Origin of the sequence: Nocardia arseniciresistens, assembly GCF_046764875.1 — a bacterium.
Classification (GTDB): domain Bacteria; phylum Actinomycetota; class Actinomycetes; order Mycobacteriales; family Mycobacteriaceae; genus Nocardia; species Nocardia arseniciresistens.
Window position 1 is genome coordinate 1 of record NZ_JBKORD010000030.1, and the last position, 17982, is coordinate 17982.

General features: G+C 66.8%; 16 protein-coding genes, 1 rRNA gene and 1 pseudogene. 17 read left to right on the top strand and 1 reads right to left on the bottom strand.

The genetic code is table 11. The annotated features are described in order from the left end of the window. From rrf to recN, 8 genes and pseudogenes are all read left to right on the top strand, one after another. Nucleotides 1–113 (top strand): 5S ribosomal RNA (gene rrf / locus ACLMAJ_RS36525); the annotation flags it as partial. A gap of 729 nt (nucleotides 114–842) precedes the next feature. Then, nucleotides 843–1823, top strand: a pseudogene (locus ACLMAJ_RS36530) (tetratricopeptide repeat protein); the annotation flags it as partial. Between the two features lie 247 nt (nucleotides 1824–2070). Then, nucleotides 2071–2385: a MepB family protein gene (locus ACLMAJ_RS36535; protein ID WP_412018483.1), complete on the top strand. Its 315-nt coding sequence runs from the start codon at nucleotides 2071–2073 to the stop codon at nucleotides 2383–2385. Nucleotides 2386–2457: 72 nt separating this feature from the next. Next, a complete protein-coding gene (locus tag ACLMAJ_RS36540; RefSeq protein WP_412018484.1) occupies nucleotides 2458–3381 on the top strand; it encodes an HAD-IIA family hydrolase in 924 nt (307 codons plus the stop codon). Nucleotides 3382–3394: 13 nt separating this feature from the next. Continuing rightward, complete coding sequence (locus ACLMAJ_RS36545) at nucleotides 3395–3691, top strand: hypothetical protein (RefSeq protein ID WP_412018485.1); 297 nt, start codon at nucleotides 3395–3397, stop codon at nucleotides 3689–3691. Nucleotide 3692: 1 nt separating this feature from the next. After that, nucleotides 3693–4514 carry a TlyA family RNA methyltransferase gene (locus ACLMAJ_RS36550; protein ID WP_412018486.1) on the top strand — a complete coding sequence of 274 codons (822 nt, stop codon included), beginning with the start codon at nucleotides 3693–3695 and terminating at the stop codon, nucleotides 4512–4514. Continuing rightward, nucleotides 4511–5521: an NAD kinase gene (locus ACLMAJ_RS36555; protein WP_412018487.1), complete on the top strand. Its 1011-nt coding sequence runs from the start codon at nucleotides 4511–4513 to the stop codon at nucleotides 5519–5521. Before ACLMAJ_RS36550 ends, ACLMAJ_RS36555 begins: the two co-directional genes overlap by 4 nt. After that, entirely contained in the window at nucleotides 5499–7268 is a 1770-nt protein-coding gene (gene recN / locus ACLMAJ_RS36560) for a DNA repair protein RecN (protein ID WP_412018488.1), read from the top strand. Before ACLMAJ_RS36555 ends, recN begins: the two co-directional genes overlap by 23 nt. 45 nt (nucleotides 7269–7313) lie before the next feature. Here recN and ACLMAJ_RS36565 read toward each other — a convergent pair whose 3' ends face one another. Beyond that, a complete protein-coding gene (locus ACLMAJ_RS36565; RefSeq protein WP_412018489.1) occupies nucleotides 7314–7733 on the bottom strand; it encodes an SRPBCC family protein in 420 nt (139 codons plus the stop codon). A gap of 223 nt (nucleotides 7734–7956) precedes the next feature. Between ACLMAJ_RS36565 and steA the strand changes: the two genes are divergently transcribed. From steA to scpB, 9 genes are all read left to right on the top strand, one after another. Next, nucleotides 7957–9171, top strand: coding sequence for a putative cytokinetic ring protein SteA (gene steA / locus ACLMAJ_RS36570; protein ID WP_412018490.1), 1215 nt, complete (start codon nucleotides 7957–7959; stop codon nucleotides 9169–9171). Beyond that, entirely contained in the window at nucleotides 9168–10112 is a 945-nt protein-coding gene (locus tag ACLMAJ_RS36575) for a copper transporter (RefSeq protein ID WP_412018491.1), read from the top strand. Before steA ends, ACLMAJ_RS36575 begins: the two co-directional genes overlap by 4 nt. Nucleotides 10113–10342: 230 nt before the next feature. Further along, nucleotides 10343–12064 (top strand): CTP synthase, encoded by a 1722-nt coding sequence (locus tag ACLMAJ_RS36580; RefSeq protein WP_412018492.1) that lies wholly within the window; start codon nucleotides 10343–10345, stop codon nucleotides 12062–12064. Next, nucleotides 12064–12723, top strand: coding sequence for an NUDIX domain-containing protein (locus ACLMAJ_RS36585; RefSeq protein WP_412018493.1), 660 nt, complete (start codon nucleotides 12064–12066; stop codon nucleotides 12721–12723). The genes ACLMAJ_RS36580 and ACLMAJ_RS36585 overlap by 1 nt, the downstream gene beginning before the upstream one ends. A gap of 14 nt (nucleotides 12724–12737) precedes the next feature. Next, complete coding sequence (gene xerD, locus ACLMAJ_RS36590; protein ID WP_412018494.1) at nucleotides 12738–13697, top strand: site-specific tyrosine recombinase XerD; 960 nt, start codon at nucleotides 12738–12740, stop codon at nucleotides 13695–13697. Between the two features lie 182 nt (nucleotides 13698–13879). Continuing rightward, entirely contained in the window at nucleotides 13880–14344 is a 465-nt protein-coding gene (locus ACLMAJ_RS36595; protein ID WP_412018495.1) for a cupin domain-containing protein, read from the top strand. Between the two features lie 276 nt (nucleotides 14345–14620). Next, nucleotides 14621–15496: a ParA family protein gene (locus ACLMAJ_RS36600; protein ID WP_412018552.1), complete on the top strand. Its 876-nt coding sequence runs from the start codon at nucleotides 14621–14623 to the stop codon at nucleotides 15494–15496. After that, nucleotides 15493–16407 (top strand): segregation and condensation protein A, encoded by a 915-nt coding sequence (locus tag ACLMAJ_RS36605; RefSeq protein ID WP_412018496.1) that lies wholly within the window; start codon nucleotides 15493–15495, stop codon nucleotides 16405–16407. The genes ACLMAJ_RS36600 and ACLMAJ_RS36605 overlap by 4 nt, the downstream gene beginning before the upstream one ends. 20 nt (nucleotides 16408–16427) lie before the next feature. Further along, the gene (gene scpB / locus ACLMAJ_RS36610; RefSeq protein ID WP_412018553.1) at nucleotides 16428–17234 is read left to right on the top strand and encodes an SMC-Scp complex subunit ScpB; all 807 of its coding nucleotides are present in this window, start codon (nucleotides 16428–16430) and stop codon (nucleotides 17232–17234) included. Nucleotides 17235–17982 lie beyond the last annotated feature (748 nt).

Here is a 17982-nt window from a genome sequence, read left to right on the forward strand (position 1 = left end):
GCGGCTATAGCGGCAGGGAAACGCCCGGTCCCATTCCGAACCCGGAAGCTAAGCCTGTCTGCGCCGATGGTACTGCACTCGACAGGGTGTGGGAGAGTAGGACACCGCCGGAACATCATTCACGATAGGGGACCCAGATTCTGGGTCCCCTATCGGCGTTTGGGTACCTTACTGTGCCCAGTGCAGGCCTCCGCGTCCATGCCCCACCATCGACACGTGATTCAATTTGTGGGGCACCCGACCACTCTTGCGGAACTAGAAAGGGGATCACCGTGTCGGAACAGAACGACAACCGGAAGTCCTTCCGGCGTGACACCCCCGCCTCTGGATCCGGCCAGCGTGGCGAAGGCAGTGATCGACCGGCCCGTGACGGCGGCGGGGACTCGTCCCCGAGCCGCCCCGATCGCGAACGCACCGGTGGCGACCGCCAGGAGCCCCCGCGCGGCGCCGAGCAGCGTGGCGGATTCAAACGTAGCGGTGACTCCGGTCAGCGCGGTGACTCGGCAGGCGCCTTCAAGCGCCGCGAGGATTCGAATGAGCGCGGCGGCGGCGATTCCCGCCAACGCAGCGGCTCCAACGAACGCGGTGGTTTCAACCGCCGGGATGATTCCGGCTCGCGCAACGACTCGGGTGATCGTGGCGGTTTCAATCGGCGTAGCGATTCCGGTCAGCGCGGTGGCTTCAACCGTGGCAGTGAGTCAGGCGATCGCGGTGGTTCGAATCGTGGTGCCGAGTCCGGTGATCGTGGCGGTTTCAATCGTGGCGGCGACACGAGCCAGCGCGACGGATTCAACCGTGGCGGTGGTGATTCCGGTGATCGTGGCAGCTCCGGCCGTGGCGGTGATGCCGGTCAGCGCAGCGGCTCCGGTGATCGCGGTGGTTTCAACCGCCGGGATGATTCCGGCTCGCGCAACGACTCGGGTGATCGTGGCGGTTTCAATCGGCGTAGCGATTCCGAGCAGCGCGGTGGTTTCAAGCGCAGTGACTCCAGTCAGCGCTCCGGCTTCGGCCAGTCCGGTGATCGTGGCGGCTCGGATCGCGGGTCGTTCCAGCGTGGTGATGGGCCGTCGCAGGATCGTCGTCGCGGTGGCGAAGGTGCGCGCGCCGGGGGTGGCGGCCAATCGCAGGAGCGCCGTGCACCGCGACCCGAGGAGCCGGATCTGCCCGACGACATCCAGGCCTCCGATCTCGAACCCGCGGTTCGTCGTGACCTGCTGAGCCTGGACAAGACCAATGCGGAAGCCGTGGCACGCCACCTGGTGATGGCAGCCCGGCTGATCGACGACGACCCGAGCCTCGCGCTCGCGCACGCTCGTGCCGCACGTCAACGCGCGGGCCGCGTCGCGGTGGTTCGCGAAACCGCGGGCGTCACCGCATACCACGCTGGGGAATGGGCCGAGGCTCTCTCAGAGCTGCGTACCGCTCGCCGCATGTCCGGCGGCTCCGGTCTGCTCGCGGTCATGGCCGACTGCGAACGCGGTCTCGGCCGTCCCGAGCGCGCGATCGAACTTGGTCGCAGCGACGAAGCTCGTGCCCTGAGCGGCGACGAGGCGAGCGAATTGCGCATCGTGGTCGCGGGCGCCCGCATGGACCTCGGGCAGTACGACCAGGCCGTGGTGACCCTGCAAACCTCCGATCTGGATCCGTCTCGCACCGGTTCCTCGGCCGCGCGCCTCTTCTACGCCTACGCAGACGCACTCGTCGCCGCGGGCCGGACCGACGACGGCCTCACCTGGTTCCTCAACGCCGCCTCCGCGGATGTGGACGACGAAACCGACGCCGAGGACCGCGCGGCCGAACTGACGGGCAACGCCGAACACTGAGTGGGAGATCGGCCGGCGGTGCGGACGTGTTGCCCACCGAATGTAGTGAGCCCTGTTGGTTCGTGGGCGGACTCGGGCCCAGGCCGCTCTCGCGAACGGCCCGTTTCCGGGCGCGGGCATATAACCGTGCGGGCTGGGCGGGCCCGGCGTCCGAATGCCGCTGCGGTGCGTTGTGGATCTGATCGTCGTGCCGGACGCCGAGTGCAGCTGAGCATTGTTCGGCTCCACGGCTAGCGTGCGTTGTCGAATGTTCTTTCCTGACACTGTGTTACGCACGAAAGATATTGTCTTGGTTGATGGTTCGGGTGGTAAGCGCGGATTTCGGGTCTATCCGCCGTGGGCGGACACCGCGAACCGCCAGGCGCGGGCCACGCAGACACGGCAGCTGGACTATTTCCTGCATGTGCCCGAAGACGGGGTTGTGGACACTCTCGTACGCGGCTGCTCTACGGCCTCTCGTGACCGGCGTGACTACGATGGCCGTCCTTCGCTGTCGGGCTGTGGGCGTAGTGTGCGGTGTGCTCGGCGAGGACCGCGGCCGCGTGTCGACCCCGCGGAGTAGACCGCCGGGCATCCGGTATACGGGCGAGGAGTTCGGCAACGGCTGCCGACGTTGACATGAAGTGAGAGTGGTGTGAAGCGGCTACGAGATCGCTACGAAGCCCTGCTGCTGGATCTGGACGGCACGCTGTATCGCGGGCCCGAGGTGATCGAGGGCGCCCCCGAGGCGCTCGCGGATTCCGGCGCGCCGCAACGGCTCGTGTACGTCACGAACAATGCGAGTCGGGGACCGGATGCGGTTGCCCAGCACCTGGCCGAGCTCGGTTTCCTCGCGACGACCGACGATGTCGTGACCAGCGCGCAGGCGGCGGCACGGCTGCTCGCGGAACGACTCGACGCAGGCGCGAGTGTGTTGGTCGTCGGCACCGACGACCTTGCCGCCGAGGTGAATGCCGTCGGTCTGCGTTCGGTTCGCCGCTTCAACGGCGCCGCCCCTGATGCTGTCGTACAAGGACATTCACCCATCACCGCGTGGCCGGATCTGGCCGAGGCGGCCTACGCGCTGAACGCGGACGCCCTGTGGGTCGCCGCCAATACCGATAAGACGCTGCCGAACGAGCGCGGCCTCGCACCGGGCAACGGTGCCATGGTCGCCGCCCTGTGTGCCGCCTCCGGTCGCACGCCCCTGGTGGCGGGCAAGCCGTATGCGCCACTGATGGAGGACGCCCTGGTGCGGGCCGGGACGCGTAGCGCTCTGGTCGTCGGGGATCGCCTCGACACCGATATCGAGGGTGCCAATCGTGTCGGCCTCGAATCGTTGCTCGTCTTGACCGGTGTGAGCACGCTCGATGAGCTGCGCGACGCCCCTGCGGACCTGATCCCGACCTACGTTTCGGAATCGCTGGATGCACTGAACTTCCCTCCCGTGGACAGCGAACCCCATACGGCTACTACACAGTCGGCCGTGACCGACCTGGCGGCGGAGTTGACCGAACGCTTGCGGCGCAACCCGGGACGAGCCGTGACGGTGCGCGCGTCCGGTCCGGAAATCCGATAGCGTTGATGTCACGATGAGTACTCCGATGCCCCGCCCGTATGGACCCGGTATGAACGGCCCCGGCGCGAACGGACCCCGCCAGGGGCCTCCGCTGCCGGGCCAGCATCTGCCTGGCGCACAAGGGCGCCAGGAACCGGCCGACCCCGCGCGGATTCGCGCCGATGTCGCCAGCCTGCTCGCCGAACTCGATTCGCGCTCCGGTCTGCCGGAAGGCGCCGAATCCGGCACCGACATCACCCGGCGCGCTCGCATCCTGGAACAGGCACACGAGGTGCTTGTCCAGGCCTTGGCTACGGTGGACAAGATCTGAGGTGGCCAGGCGCGCGCGAGTGGACGCCGAACTGGTTCGCCGCGGTTTGGCGAGATCGCGGGAACACGCGGTCGAGCTGATCGGCGCGGGCCGCGTCCTGATAGCTGGAACGGTCGCGGTGAAACCTGCGACCGCCGTTGAAACCGGCACGCCGTTGCTGGTGCGTGACCAGCCCGACGAGGTGTCGTGGGCCTCGCGTGGCGCGCACAAGCTCCTCGGCGCGCTCCGCGCGTTCGAACCCGAGGGGTTGACGGTCGCGGGTAAGCGGTGCCTGGATGCGGGTGCGTCCACCGGTGGATTCACCGACGTGCTGCTTTCCGAACGGGCGCGCGAGGTCGTCGCCGTCGACGTGGGTTACGGCCAGCTGATCTGGCGGCTGCAGAACGACGAGCGAGTACGTGTTTTCGACCGCACCAACGTCCGAAGCGTGACTCCCGAATCTATCGGCGGCACTGTCGAGCTGGTGGTCGGCGATCTGTCGTTCATATCCCTCGGGCTGGTGCTGCCCGCACTCGCCGCCTGCTGTGCGCAGGGCGCGGATCTGCTGCCTATGGTGAAACCCCAGTTCGAGGTGGGTAAAGAGCGCGTAGGTTCCGGCGGTGTCGTGCGGGATCCGGCCCTGCGGGCCGAAGTGGTGGGCGATGTCGCGGCCGTGGCCGCCGGGTTGGGACTACGCACCAGAGCGGTAGTGGCCAGCCCGCTGCCGGGACCGTCGGGCAATGTCGAATACTTTCTGTGGTTGCGTAAAGACGGGCAGTTCGAGTACGACGGCGAGCAGGTCGCGGCTCTCGTCGAGCGTGCGATTGAGGAGGGTCCACAGTGAACGAGCAGTCGCCGGCCGAGTCGGGTGGCCGGGAAATTCTGCTGGTTTCGCATCCTGGCCGCGCGGAGATCATAGAAACCGCCCATCGGGTGGCCAAGATCTTCGCGGATGCGGGAATCGGTTTGCGGGTGCTCGCCGATGAGGCGGAAGGCACCCGGTTCGATCTCGATGTCGATTGTGAGGCCCCGGGGCCTGGCTCTTCGGCGGTGGCAGCGCCGGGCGGTTATCCGGTCCGGGTGGTCGAGCACTGCCCGGATGCGGCGGTGGGTTGCGAGATGGTGCTGGTTCTCGGTGGTGACGGCACGTTCCTGCGCGCCGCCGAATTGGCCAGGCCCGCGGCGGTGCCGGTGCTGGGAATCAACCTGGGCCGCATCGGTTTTCTCACCGAGGCCGAGGCGGAGCATCTGGACGAGGCGCTGGCCCAGGTGGTCCGCAAGGACTATCGCATCGAGAATAGGATGACCATCGACGTCACCGTCCGAGTAGACGACGAGATCGTCGAAACCGGCTGGGCGTTGAACGAAGCGAGCATCGAGAACGCCTCGCGGATAGGCGTGCTGGAGGTGGTGCTCGAGGTCGACGGGCGTCCGGTATCGCAGTTCGGTTGCGACGGCATCCTGATCTCGACCCCCACCGGTTCGACCGCGTACGCGTTTTCCGCGGGCGGTCCGGTGGTGTGGCCGGAACTCGATGCGCTGCTGGTGATCCCGAGCAACGCGCATGCCCTTTTCGCGCGCCCGCTCGTGACGAGCCCGGAGTCTCGTATCGCGGTGGAATCCGTTGCCACGGGCCATGATGCGATTGTTTTCCTGGACGGCAGGCGCACTCTCGCGCTGCCGAAGGGCGGGCGGGTCGAAGCCGTCCGCGGCGCCGTGCCGGTGCGCTGGGTGCGGTTGGATTCCGCGCCCTTCGCCGACCGGATGGTGCGCAAATTCCAATTGCCCGTGACAGGCTGGCGTGGCCGACGGCGAACGGAGAGCACACGTGCTGACAGAGATCAGGATTGATGGCCTTGGCGTTATCTCCACGGCCACTGCGCAATTCCACGAGGGACTGACGGTTCTCACCGGCGAGACCGGTGCGGGCAAGACCATGGTGGTCACCAGCCTGCACCTGCTCAGTGGTGCGCGGGCGGATGCGGGCCGGGTGCGTCTCGGTGCCACTCGCGCGGTGGTGGAGGGGCGGTTCACCGTCGATGATGTCAATGCCGCCGCGCGCGCGGAGGTCGGCCAGGTGCTGGAATCGGCTGCGGCGGAAGCCGATGACGACGGCAGTATCATCGCGATCCGGACGGTTGGCAGCGACGGACGTTCCCGTGCGCATCTCGGTGGCCGCGGCGTGCCCGCCTCGGTGCTCGCCGATTTCACCGCCTCACTGCTGACCGTGCACGGGCAGAACGACCAGCTGCGACTGCAACGCCCCGACCAGCAGCTCTCCGCGCTCGACCAGTTCGCGGTCGACACCGTCGGGCCGCTGCTGCGCAAGTATCAGGTGCAGCGCAGGTCCTGGCTCGATGCCCGCACCGAGCTGATCGAACGTACCGCGCGCAGTAGGGAACTCGCGCTGGAGGCCGACAGGCTGAAGTATTCGCTCACCGAAATCGATGCCATCGCACCGGAACCCGGTGAGGACGTCCGCATTGTCGGCGAGGTGCGCAGGCTGAGCGACCTCGATTCGCTGCGCGAGGCGGCCGTGACGGCGCATGACGCGCTGGCCGGGTCACCCGATGCTCCGGAAGACAGTTCCGGCGCACTGGAATTGCTCGGGGTGGCCCGCGCCCGCGTGGAATCGGCCGACGATCCCGCGCTGACCGCGCTCGCGCCTCGGCTGGGGGAGGCCATCGCGGCGGTGGTCGATCTGAGCACCGAACTCAGCGGGTATCTTTCGGACCTGCCGTCTGATCCCGGCGCACTGGACTCGCTGCTGACCAGGCAGGCCGAACTCAAGACGCTCACCCGCAAGTACGCGCCCGACATCGACGGTGTGATCGCGTGGGCGCAGGAGTCGCGCACGCGCCTTGGCTCGCTCGACGTTTCCGAAGAGGCATTGACGGCTCTGGCCGCCGAGGTGGATATCGCCGCCGAACGAGTCCGTGTGGCGGCGAGCAAGCTGACCGCGGCGCGGACCAAGTCGGCGAGCAAGCTCGGCTCCGCGGTAAGTGCCGAACTCGGTGGGCTGGCCATGGGCAAGGCGCGTCTCGAGGTCGAGGTGCGCCCGGTGCCTGCGAGCCCGCAGGATTCCGCGCCGCTGATGGTCGACGGTCAAGAGGTGCACGCGGGATCGTCCGGGGTGGACGAGGTCGAGTTCCGGCTGTCGGCGCACTCCGGTGCGCAGTCGCTGCCCTTGAGTAAAAGCGCGTCCGGCGGTGAACTCTCACGGGTGATGTTGGCTCTCGAAGTGGTGCTCGCCAGTTCGGACCACGGCGCGACGATGGTGTTCGACGAGGTCGACGCTGGTGTCGGTGGTCGCGCGGCGGTGGAGATCGGCCGCAGACTCGCCCGGCTCGCCCGTACTCACCAGGTGATTGTGGTGACCCACTTGCCGCAGGTCGCGGCGTTCGCCGACACCCATCTGGTGGTGGACAAGTCCGACGATGGCGAGGGCAAGGTCAACAGCGGCGTCCGCGCGCTCACGAAAGACGAGCGAGTGATCGAGTTGGCCCGCATGCTCGCTGGCCTCGATAACACCGAAACCGGCCGAGCCCACGCGGAGGAACTGCTCGAGACGGCGCGCTCCGAACGCGCACTGGCCTGATGCCTTCCGGGATCCGTACGGATCCCGGAAGGCATGGCTTCTAGCTCAGCGCACGGCCTTCTGAGCACCGTGAATGAACTGGTTGATGAGGTTGCGCAGACCGAGTTCCAGGACCTTGGACGGCACCGGCAGGCTCGGTTCGGACTCCATTGTGTAAGAGACCAGGGTGCCGTTGTCGGCGTCGGTGAAGGTAACGACACCGACGTGCCGCTTCACCGGAGCGCCTTTGACGATCTTGTATTCCATCCGCTCACCCGGCACCAGCTTGGTGATCTCCTCGGTGACCCCGAGCGGGCCGACGCCGATCAGGTGCTGCGCGCCCACGCCTTCGCGCTCGGTCAACCCGGGTTTCGTCAGCTTGACGTTGACAGGAAGGTAGGGGCTGATGCTCTCGCGCTCGGCGAAAAGCCGGTACACGACGTCGCGCGGGGCGGCGACTACAGCGTCGACTGTGGTGCTGGCCATGAATGTCTCCTCTACGAGATATCTGTGACCGGAAGCATACGGGTACTATCTCGAACCCCGTTGATCCCGTGTCCGGCGTTGCCGAGGCATCCGACGACCGGTAGCCAGGTCCAGTTCACGGCGTGTCGGTGACGGCATGTCTGTGGTATCACAGTGACGAATGTGGTAGATGATTCGGCGCGCCTCCATCAATGGTTGAGGGTTGGCGGCCACTATCGAGGCCATGAAGATGTTGGCGTTGTTGTCGAAGAACACCGAAACGTTGCCCGGGCTATCCGGCATCGCCCGGGTCGACCGCAACACTCGGCGTCTGCTCAAACGGGTCGGGCCCGGTGATGTGGTGGTACTGGACGAGATGGATCTGGATCGGCTCACGGCTGATCGGCTCGTCGAAGCGGGGGTGGTCGCGGTGGTGAATACCTCGCCGTCGATCTCTGGTCGTTATCCGAACCTCGGCCCGGAAGTATTGGTGGCCAACGGGATACTACTGCTGGATACGGTGAGCTCGGATGCCTTCAGCAAAATCAAGGACGGCACAAAGGTTCGCATCGACGAGGGCATCGTCTACGCGGACAAGCTGACCAAGAAGGAGCCCGATGCTCTCGTCGAGGGCATCGAACTGACCGATTCCGCCATTGCCGACCGCATGATCGAGGCCCGTAACGGTCTTGCCGATCATTTGGAAGCATTCGCGGGCAACACCATCGAATTCTTCCGCACCGAGAGCGCGTTGCTGATCGACGGCATCGGCGTTCCGGAACTCGATCTGTCGATGAAACATCGGCATGTGGTCGTGGTGGCCGACGGTCCGGACCACGCCGACGAGTTGAAGGCGCTCAAGCCCTTCATCAAGGAGTACGCGCCGATCATGGTCGGTGTCGGCCGCGCCGCGGACACCCTGATGAAGCAAGGCTATCGGCCCGACCTGATCGTCGGCGATCCGGACGAAATCACCACCACCACACTGAAATCCGGTGCCGAGGTGATCCTGCCCGCCGATACCGACGGCCATGCCAAGGGGCTGGAGCGTATTCAAGATCTCGGTATCGGGGCGACGACCTTCCCGTCGTCCGGCTCGCCCGCCGACCTGGCGCTGCTGCTCGCCCACCACCACGGCGCGTCGCTGATCGTGACCGCGGGCGCCGCCGCATCGCTGGACGACTTCTTCGACCGTGGCCGCCGCGACAGCAATCCGGCAACGTTCCTCACCCGGCTCAAGGTCGGAACGAAGCTGATGGACGCCAAGGCCGTTGCCACCCTGTATCGAAACCGCGTGTCCGGCACCGCGATCGCGATGATCGTGCTCGCCGCGCTCATCGCGGTGATCGTCGCGATGCTCGCCTCGCACATGGGCAGCGAGATGCTCGACTGGGCGGCCGACACCTGGAATCGCTTCGCGCTATGGGCGCAGGACCTGGTCGGCAAGGTACGTCGATGATTCCGCTACGTCAGCACGTCATTTCGATTGTCGCGGTCTTCCTGGCACTAGCCGTCGGCGTGGTGCTCGGCTCGCAGACGGTAGCGGCGGACCTGTTGCACGGACTGCGTGCGGACAAGACCGATCTGCGCAAGCAGGTCGACACCATTTCCGAACAGAACCGCCGACTAATCGACGAGCTGGATGCGGCCGACCGTTTCATCGCGGGCTCGGCGGGCCGGATCCTCGGCGGCACCCTGGCCGACCGCAGCGTCGTGGTGTTCACCACCCCCGATGCCGACCCCGCCGACATCGAGGCCGTCACGAAGGGCTTCGATACCTCCGGTGCCACGGTGACGGGCAGGATCGCACTCACCGACGCCCTGCTCGACACCACCGAGGGTGACCGGCTGCGCACCACCATTACCAACGTCATCCCCGCAGGCGCCCAGTTGCGCAGCGGCGCGGTCGATCAGGGCAGCATGGCCGGCGACCTGCTCGGCCTGGTGCTGCTGCTCGATCAGGCGAACTCGCAACCTCGCAGCACCCCGCAGGAGCTGAGCCTGGCGTTGGAGACGCTGCGCGGCGGCGGCTTCCTCGGCTACGGCGACACCCCGGTAGCCCCGGCGCAACTCGCGGTCGTCGTGACCGGCGACGGCGCCCGCTCCAGCGAGAACGGTCAGGGTTCGAATATCGCCCGCTTCGCGGGCGCTCTGCGCGGTCGTGCCGCGGGCGTGGTTCTGTCCGGACGCTCCGGCGCAGCGGACAACCCGGGCCCCATCGCCGCCATCCGCTCCGATGCGGCCCTGGCTACCACCGTGACCACCGTCGACAACCTCGACAGGGACATCGGCCGCGTCACCACAGTCCTGGGCCTCAGCGAGCAGCTGGGGGGCGGCGCGGGCCGCTACGGCACCGGCACCAAGGCGAATTCGCTCACTCTCGTCGCGCTGCCCGGCTGAACCGGTGTGCGGCGATGATTGCGCTGCTCCGCGATACCGTGGCGGCATCCGGGCGACCTCCCTCACAGTCGTCGACGGGGTGAATCGGCGTGCTGACGCACGTCGGCGCATGCGCACTGCGGCTACGCAGTGAACACTTCCCAGTGCGCGCGTGATCGCCCGGCAGCGACCTGACGGCAAACGTGCGTGGCGTGTGATCGGACAGCGAATTCGTGTTACCGTGAAGACCCGTGGGTCAAACACGGATTCAGGCGCGAACAGCGACGAAACACATCTTCGTCAGCGGTGGTGTCGCCTCCTCATTGGGTAAGGGTCTTACCGCCTCCAGCCTCGGTCAGTTGCTGACGGCGCGCGGGTTGCGCGTCACGATGCAGAAACTCGACCCGTACTTGAATGTCGATCCCGGCACCATGAATCCGTTCCAACACGGAGAGGTGTTCGTGACGGAGGACGGTGCCGAGACCGATCTGGACGTCGGTCACTACGAACGATTCCTTGACAGGGATCTGTCCGGGGACGCGAATGTGACCACGGGGCAGGTGTATTCGTCGGTGATCGCCAAGGAGCGGCGCGGCGAATATCTCGGTGACACAGTGCAGGTCATCCCGCACATCACCGACGAGATCAAGAGCCGCATCCTCGCGATGGCGGGCCCCGATCTGGAGGGCCACGTCCCCGACGTGGTTATCACCGAGATCGGCGGCACGGTCGGCGACATCGAGTCGCTACCCTTCCTCGAGGCCGCGCGCCAGGTGCGCCACGACGTGGGCAGGGAGAATGTCTTCTTCCTGCACGTGTCGCTGGTGCCGTACCTGGCGCCGTCGGGCGAACTCAAGACCAAGCCGACGCAGCACTCGGTGGCGGCGTTGCGCAGCATCGGTGTTCAGCCCGACGCTTTGATCCTGCGCTGCGATCGTGATGTGCCGCAGGGTCTCAAGAGCAAGATCGCGCTGATGTGCGACGTCGACGTCGACGCCTGCATCTCCACTCCGGACGCGCCGTCGATCTACGACATTCCGAAGGTGCTGCACCGCGAGGGCCTCGATGCCTACGTGGTGCGCAAGCTCGGGCTGCCGTTCCGTGATGTGGACTGGACCGTCTGGGGCGATCTGCTCGATCGCGTGCACTCGCCGAGGGAGACCGTCGAGGTCGCGCTGGTCGGCAAGTATGTCGATCTGCCGGACGCTTACCTGTCGGTGACCGAGGCGCTGCGCGCGGGCGGGTTCGCCTCGCGCGCCAGGGTCGTCATCCGGTGGGTGCAGTCCGACGACTGCGAGACCCCGGCGGGCGCGCAGGCCGCGCTACGCGATGTGGATGCGGTGCTGATCCCAGGTGGGTTCGGTATCCGTGGCATCGAGGGCAAGGTCGGCGCAATCCGCTACGCGCGGACGAGGGGTTTGCCGCTGCTCGGCCTGTGTCTCGGTTTGCAATGCGTCGTGATCGAAGCCGCGCGTTCGGTCGGTCTCGCTGAGGCGAACTCGGCCGAATTCGAGCCGGACACACCGCATCCGGTGATCTCTACCATGGCCGACCAGCAGCAGGTCATCGCTGGTGAGGCCGATCTGGGTGGCACCATGCGCCTCGGCGCCTACCCCGCAACCCTGACCAAGGGGTCAGTGGTCGCGCAGGCATACGGCACCGATCAGGTCTCCGAGCGGCATCGGCATCGCTACGAGGTGAACAACGCCTACCGCGACAAGATCGCCGCCAGCGGCCTCCGGTTCAGCGGCACCTCGCCGGACGGGCACCTGGTGGAGTTTGTCGAGCTGCCCGCCGACCAGCATCCGTTCTTCGTCGCCACCCAGGCGCACCCGGAGCTCAAGAGTCGCCCGACCCGCCCGCACCCGCTGTTCGCGGCGCTCGTCGCGGCGGCGCTGAAATACAAGCTGGCCGAGCGGCTTCCGGTCGATCTTCCTGACGAAGAGCTCGCGGACGCGGATCAGGGATCGTAATGAGCGAGCACGGGGGTGGGCCGGGTAGCCACGATTTCGAGACGGTGTCGAGCAAGACCGTCTACAGCGGCGCGATCCTCGCGCTGCGGCTCGACCAGGTGGCGATGCCGGGTGGCCGGGTCGTCGAGCGTGAGGTGATCGAGCATCACGGTGCGGTCGCGGTCGCGGCGATCGACGACGACGACAACGTGGTGCTGATCCGGCAGTACCGGCACCCGATCGGCGCACGGCTGCTCGAGTTGCCCGCCGGGCTGCTCGATCTCCCCGGCGAAGACCCGCTCGAAGCGGCCAAGCGTGAGCTCGCCGAGGAGACCGGCCTTGCCGCACGGGAATGGTCGGTGCTGGTGGATGTCGCGCTGTCACCCGGTTTCACCGATGAGGCGCTGCGGGTCTATTTCGCGCGGGATCTCTACGACACCCACCAGCCGGAGCCGGAGAACGAGGAAGCCGACCTGGAGCTGGTCCGGATGCCGGTCGAGGAGGCCGTGCGTGCCGCGCTGGCAGGCGAGATCGTCAACGCGACGGCGGTTGCCGGTGTACTCGCGCTCGCGGCCGCGCGGGCAGGTGGTATCGAGCTACGGTCGGCGGACGCGCCGTGGCCGGGACAGCCCACCGCGTTCCTGCGCCGCAAAGCGTCGCAGCGGCAGTCCGAAGGCTGACGGGACCCCGGCCGGTGCTCGCGCGGGAGATCGACGCCTATCTCGACCATCTCGCGGTCGAGCGCGGCGCCGCGCGCAATACTCTCGGGGCCTATCGCAGGGACCTCGACCGCTACCGAGATTTCCTCGCCGGTCGCGGTGTCATCGGACTCGATACGGTCGCCGAGTCCGATGTCGGCGAATTCACCATGGCGTTGCGGGCGGGTAGTGCCGACCATCCGCCGTTGGCGGCGAGCTCGGTGGCCCGCGCGCTGATCGCCGTGCGCGGACTGCACCGCTTCGCGGCGGCCGAGGGCATTACAACCGCCGACGTCGCTCATGCCGTGAAACCGCCCGCACCGGGCCGCAGGTTGCCCAAAGCGCTGCCCTACGACCAGGTTCTGCGGTTGCTCGAGGCCGCGGGCGGCGGGCCGACGGACGCCGATGGTCCCGATGCCTCGGCCGGAACGGACGGCGGGCCGCGTGGTTTGCGTGATCGTGGGCTGCTCGAGCTGCTGTATTCGACCGGCGCACGGATCTCGGAGATGGTCGGGCTCGATGTCGATGACATCGACACCGAGGACCGGGCGGTCGTGTTGCACGGCAAGGGCGGTAAACAGCGGATGGTTCCGATCGGCAGGCCCGCTCTGGCCGCGGTGGACGCCTACCTGGTGCGCGGTAGGCCCGTACTCGCCGCGCGCGGCAAAGGCAATGCGGGCGCGCTGTTCCTGAACGCGCGCGGTGGCAGGTTGTCTCGGCAGACGGCCTGGCAGGTGTTGCAGACCGCCGCCGAGCGCGCGGGTATCGGTGCGGCGGTGTCACCGCACACGCTGCGGCATTCGTTCGCAACACATTTGCTCGACGGTGGTGCCGATGTGCGCGTAGTGCAGGAACTGCTCGGGCACGCTTCGGTCACGACAACGCAGATCTACACCTTGGTCACCGTCAACACGTTGCGTGAGGTGTGGGCGACAGCGCACCCGCGCGCCCGTTAGTAGTTCCCCAGATCTGGGATGCGGCGCCTCTCAGGCGTACTCGGCACGAGCGGAAATTGGACTGTGCGCTCAGGTGATACCCAATCGCGGAAGAAAATAGAATCTCGGTCCGGTTACCTCTCGTGTCGGGTCGCGCTCCATCGGCTCGGCATGTTGTCGGCTGAGCATGTGAGGTGAGTTGAATGACAAAGGCTTTCATCGTCCACGAATCGGACGTCGAAGCGGTGTCGCTGCCAGGTGGCGGCTCGTTCCGACTGCTGGAGGACAGTGAGAACTCCGACGGACTGTTCGGAGCCAACCGGCTCGTACTACAGGCGGGAGCGAATGGAACACGGCCACACCATCACACCAAGTCGACGGAAATTTTCTATGTCTTGGCGGGGACCATGGAATTCCTTGTCGACGGCGAACTTCGATCGGTGTCCACAGGTGGCCTGGTCGTCGTCCCACCGGGTACCGTGCACGCTTTCGGTGCCTCGGCGGATGGCCCTGCGGAGTTCCTGGCGGTGCTGACACCGGGTATCGTCCGGTTCGAATACTTCCGGCAACTGGGTCGCATCGCACGTGGCGAGGCTGATTGGGACAGCATGGACGAGCTGCACGACCGGTTCGATGTCCATTTCGACGGCGGACCCGAGTGGCGGTGAGACAGTGAGAGGTAACGTTTTCACTGCGAACACGCCGCGCTGAGGCGCGGTAGTTGGACACAGTCAAGCGGTAGCGTTCTTTCGAGTGCTGGACCGTACGAAAGCGAGGTCGGGGCCCGATCGGCCTCGCTACGCTCGGCGAGGCAACGGGTAGGAACGTATAAGGAGCAGCGGATCGTGACGACAGCCAGTGCGGCAGAGCCGCCGGTCAGTGCTGGGGCGCAGCCGCTTACGGGTACCCATCGGGTTCCGTACTCGGCGGCCGCGGCAGAAACGCTGTGGGGCAACGGCGCTGAACCCGCCCCGGAGGACGCGGCGCTCGGTCCAACCGGGCGGCCGCTGCGTGTGGTTCCAGACCCGACCCCACTCGAGCGACACGGCGACGCCCTGATCGTCGCCATGTGCAACCAGAAGGGCGGCGTCGGCAAGACGACCTCAACCATCAACCTCGGCGCCGCGCTGGCGGAATTCGGCAGGCGGGTGCTGCTGGTCGATCTGGACCCGCAGGGTGCGCTGTCCGCGGGACTTGGTGTGGCTCACCACGACCTCGATCTGACGGTGCACAACCTGCTCATCGGGTCCAAGGTGGGCATCGACGATGTGCTGACGGCGACTCGCGTCGAGAACCTCGACCTGCTTCCGAGCAATATCGACCTGTCGGCGGCGGAGATCCAGCTGGTCAACGAGGTCGGCCGGGAGCAGACACTGGCCCGCGCGCTGGAGCCGATCCGCGACCGCTACGACTACATCCTCATCGACTGCCAGCCGTCGCTGGGCCTGCTCACGGTGAACGCGCTCGCCTGCTCGGACGGCGTGATCATCCCGATGGAGTGCGAGTACTTCTCGCTGCGCGGGCTCGCGCTGCTCAACGACACCGTGGAGAAGGTGCGCGACCGTCTCAATCCGAGGTTGAGCCTCTACGGCATTGTGGTGACCATGTTCGACGCGCGGCTACTGCATTCGCGCCAGGTGATGGCGCGTGTTGTCGAGGTATTCGGCGATCTGGTCTACGACACGGCCATCTCGCGCACCGTCCGGTTCCCCGATGCCAGCGTCGCGGGGGAACCTATCACCACCTGGGCGTCGAAATCCGCTGGGGCCGAGGCATATCGGGCGATGGCGCGGGAAGTCATCCACCGGTCGGGCCGGTGACGGGAGGCGCTGCCGAACTCGCGCCGTCCGATCCCGCCGCACCGGAGACCTCGGAACCGCAGACCGGGTTTCACCTGCGGCTGAGCAATTTTCAGGGACCGTTCGATCTGCTGCTCACGCTGATCAGCTCGCGCAAGCTCGACGTCACCGAGGTGGCGTTGCACAAGGTCACCGATGAATTCATCGCCTACACGAAGGCGTTGACGGCGGCGCTGGCGGTGAGTTCCGGGGGCGGGGCCAGGCAGGAGGCGTTGCGCGCGGACAAGATCCTGGACCAGACCACCGAATTCCTGGTTGTCGCGGCCACGCTTCTCGACCTCAAGGCGGCCAGGCTGCTGCCATCGGGGGAGATGACCGACGCCGAGGACCTCGAGCTGTTCGAGGCACGTGATCTGCTGTTCGCCCGTTTGCTCCAGTACCGCGCGTTCAAACAGGTCGCCGAGCTTTTCGGTGAGCTGGAGGCCGTCGCGCAACGTCGTTACCCGCGCGCGGTCGGGCTGGAGGAGCGCTTCGCCGCGCTATTGCCCGAGGTTGCGCTGGGAGTCGACGCACACGAATTCGCCGCGATCGCCGCCGCGGCCTTCCGGCCTCGTCCGATACCCAAGGTCGGGCTCGACCACCTGCACTCGCACGCCATTTCGGTCGTCGAGCAGGCGGCCATCGTGCTCGAAATGCTGAAACTGCGTGGGCCGGGCGGCTGGACGAGCTTCGGTGAACTCGTCGTCGACTGCGAAGTGCCGATCCAGATCGTCGCCCGCTTCCTTGCCCTGCTCGAGCTCTACCGAGGCAAAACGATCGAGTTCGACCAGCCCGACCCGCTCGGCCCGCTCTCGGTCAGCTGGACCGGCGACGAGAAGGTCGACACCGTGCAGACGGTCGACGCCGCGACTATCGAGGAGGACTACGGGTGAGCGAGCACGGCGAGCGACCCATGGACACGGCTGAGCGCGACGAGGATGTCAACGAGAGCGTGCGGGAGGCCACGGGTACCGCCCGGGCGTCCGTGAGCGAGGGTGCGGAGATCGATGACACCCCTTCACAGGCCGCGGCGGTTGCCGGCGGGGAGGCCGAGGACGACGCCGAGAACGACACAGTGGCGGAGTTCACCCCCGAGGCGCTCGATGACGACGAATTCCGGTCGGCGTTGGAGGCCGTGCTGCTGATTGTGGACGCTCCGGCCCCGGTAGAACTGCTGGCCGACGCGTTGGCGGACACCACAGCGCGGGTGGATCGGACACTGCGGGAACTGTCGGCGGAACTATCCGCACGGGGTAGTGGTATCGATCTGCGTTTCGTCGGGGACGGCTGGCGCTTCTATACTCGCAGCGAGTACGCACCGTATGTGGAACGGATGCTGCTCGACGGCGCCCGCTCGAAATTGACGCGGGCGGCACTGGAAACGCTGGCGGTGGTGGCATACCGTCAGCCGGTGACCCGAACCAGGGTCAGCGCGGTGCGCGGTGTGAACGTCGATGGGGTGATGCGAACCCTGCTTGCTCGGGGATTGATCGCCGAAGCCGGGGTCGACCCGGACACCAACGGTACGCAGTACTGCACGACCGAACTGTTCTTGGAACGGATCGGACTGCCGTCGCTGACGGATCTGCCGCCACTGGCGCCCCTACTTCCGGGCGTCGACCTGATCGATGAGATCAACGAGAGCCTGGAAACGGATCCCCGTTACACCAGGCTGAGGAAACCAGCCGAGGCCGATTTGGACCTCGGCGCCGAGGACTGACAGGACAACATGAATACGCCCGCTCGCCGAGATGGCACACCGGATCGTAGAAAACGCAGTGACCAGCCCACCAAGGGGGGCGCAGGACGTGACGCAGGCTCCCGAGGAGCCCGTTCGGCACAACGGGGAGAAACAACACAGCGCGGCGCTTCCTGGGGAGGAAGCGAACGTGGAGGTTCACAGAGTGGGGGTTCCCGCGGCGGTTCGCAAGGCGGACAGCGGGGGAGTTCGCAGGGTGAGGGCGGCTACCGCGGGTCCTCGCAGGGCGGTGGTTACCGCGGAGGTTCGCAGGGTGAGGGCGGCTACCGCGGGTCCTCGCAGGGCGGTGGTTACCGCGGAGGTTCGCAGGGTGACGGCGGTTCTCGTGGTTCGTCGCAGGGCGGTTCCGGTTCACGTGGTTCGTCGCAGGGGGGTGGCTACCGTGGTTCTTCGCAGGGCGAGGGTGGTTATCGCGGTTCCTCGCAGGGCGGTGGCTATCGCGGTGGCTCGCAGGGCGAAGGTGGTTATCGCGGGTCCTCGCAGGGCGGTGGCTATCGCGGTAGTTCGCAGGGTGACAGTGGTTCTCGTGGTTCGTCGCAGGGCGGCGGTTATCGTGGTTCGTCGCAAGGCGGTTCCGGTTCACGTGGTTCGTCGCAGGGGGGTGGCTACCGTGGTTCTTCGCAGGGCGAAGGTGGTTATCGCGGGTCCTCGCAGGGCGGTGGCTATCGCGGTAGTTCGCAGGGTGACAGTGGTTCTCGTGGCTCGTCGC

What these genes read in the sequence shown, in the direction of transcription:
- ACLMAJ_RS36535 (WP_412018483.1), top strand. Translation starts at nt 2,071, where the DNA reads ATGTTCTTTCCTGACACTGTGTTACGCACGAAAGATATTGTCTTGGTT.
- ACLMAJ_RS36545 (WP_412018485.1), top strand. Translation starts at nt 3,395, where the DNA reads ATGAGTACTCCGATGCCCCGCCCGTATGGACCCGGTATGAACGGCCCC.
- ACLMAJ_RS36565 (WP_412018489.1), bottom strand. Translation starts at nt 7,733, where the DNA reads ATGGCCAGCACCACAGTCGACGCTGTAGTCGCCGCCCCGCGCGACGTC.
- steA (WP_412018490.1), top strand. Translation starts at nt 7,957, where the DNA reads ATGAAGATGTTGGCGTTGTTGTCGAAGAACACCGAAACGTTGCCCGGG.
- ACLMAJ_RS36575 (WP_412018491.1), top strand. Translation starts at nt 9,168, where the DNA reads ATGATTCCGCTACGTCAGCACGTCATTTCGATTGTCGCGGTCTTCCTG.
- ACLMAJ_RS36585 (WP_412018493.1), top strand. Translation starts at nt 12,064, where the DNA reads ATGAGCGAGCACGGGGGTGGGCCGGGTAGCCACGATTTCGAGACGGTG.
- ACLMAJ_RS36595 (WP_412018495.1), top strand. Translation starts at nt 13,880, where the DNA reads ATGACAAAGGCTTTCATCGTCCACGAATCGGACGTCGAAGCGGTGTCG.
- scpB (WP_412018553.1), top strand. Translation starts at nt 16,428, where the DNA reads ATGGACACGGCTGAGCGCGACGAGGATGTCAACGAGAGCGTGCGGGAG.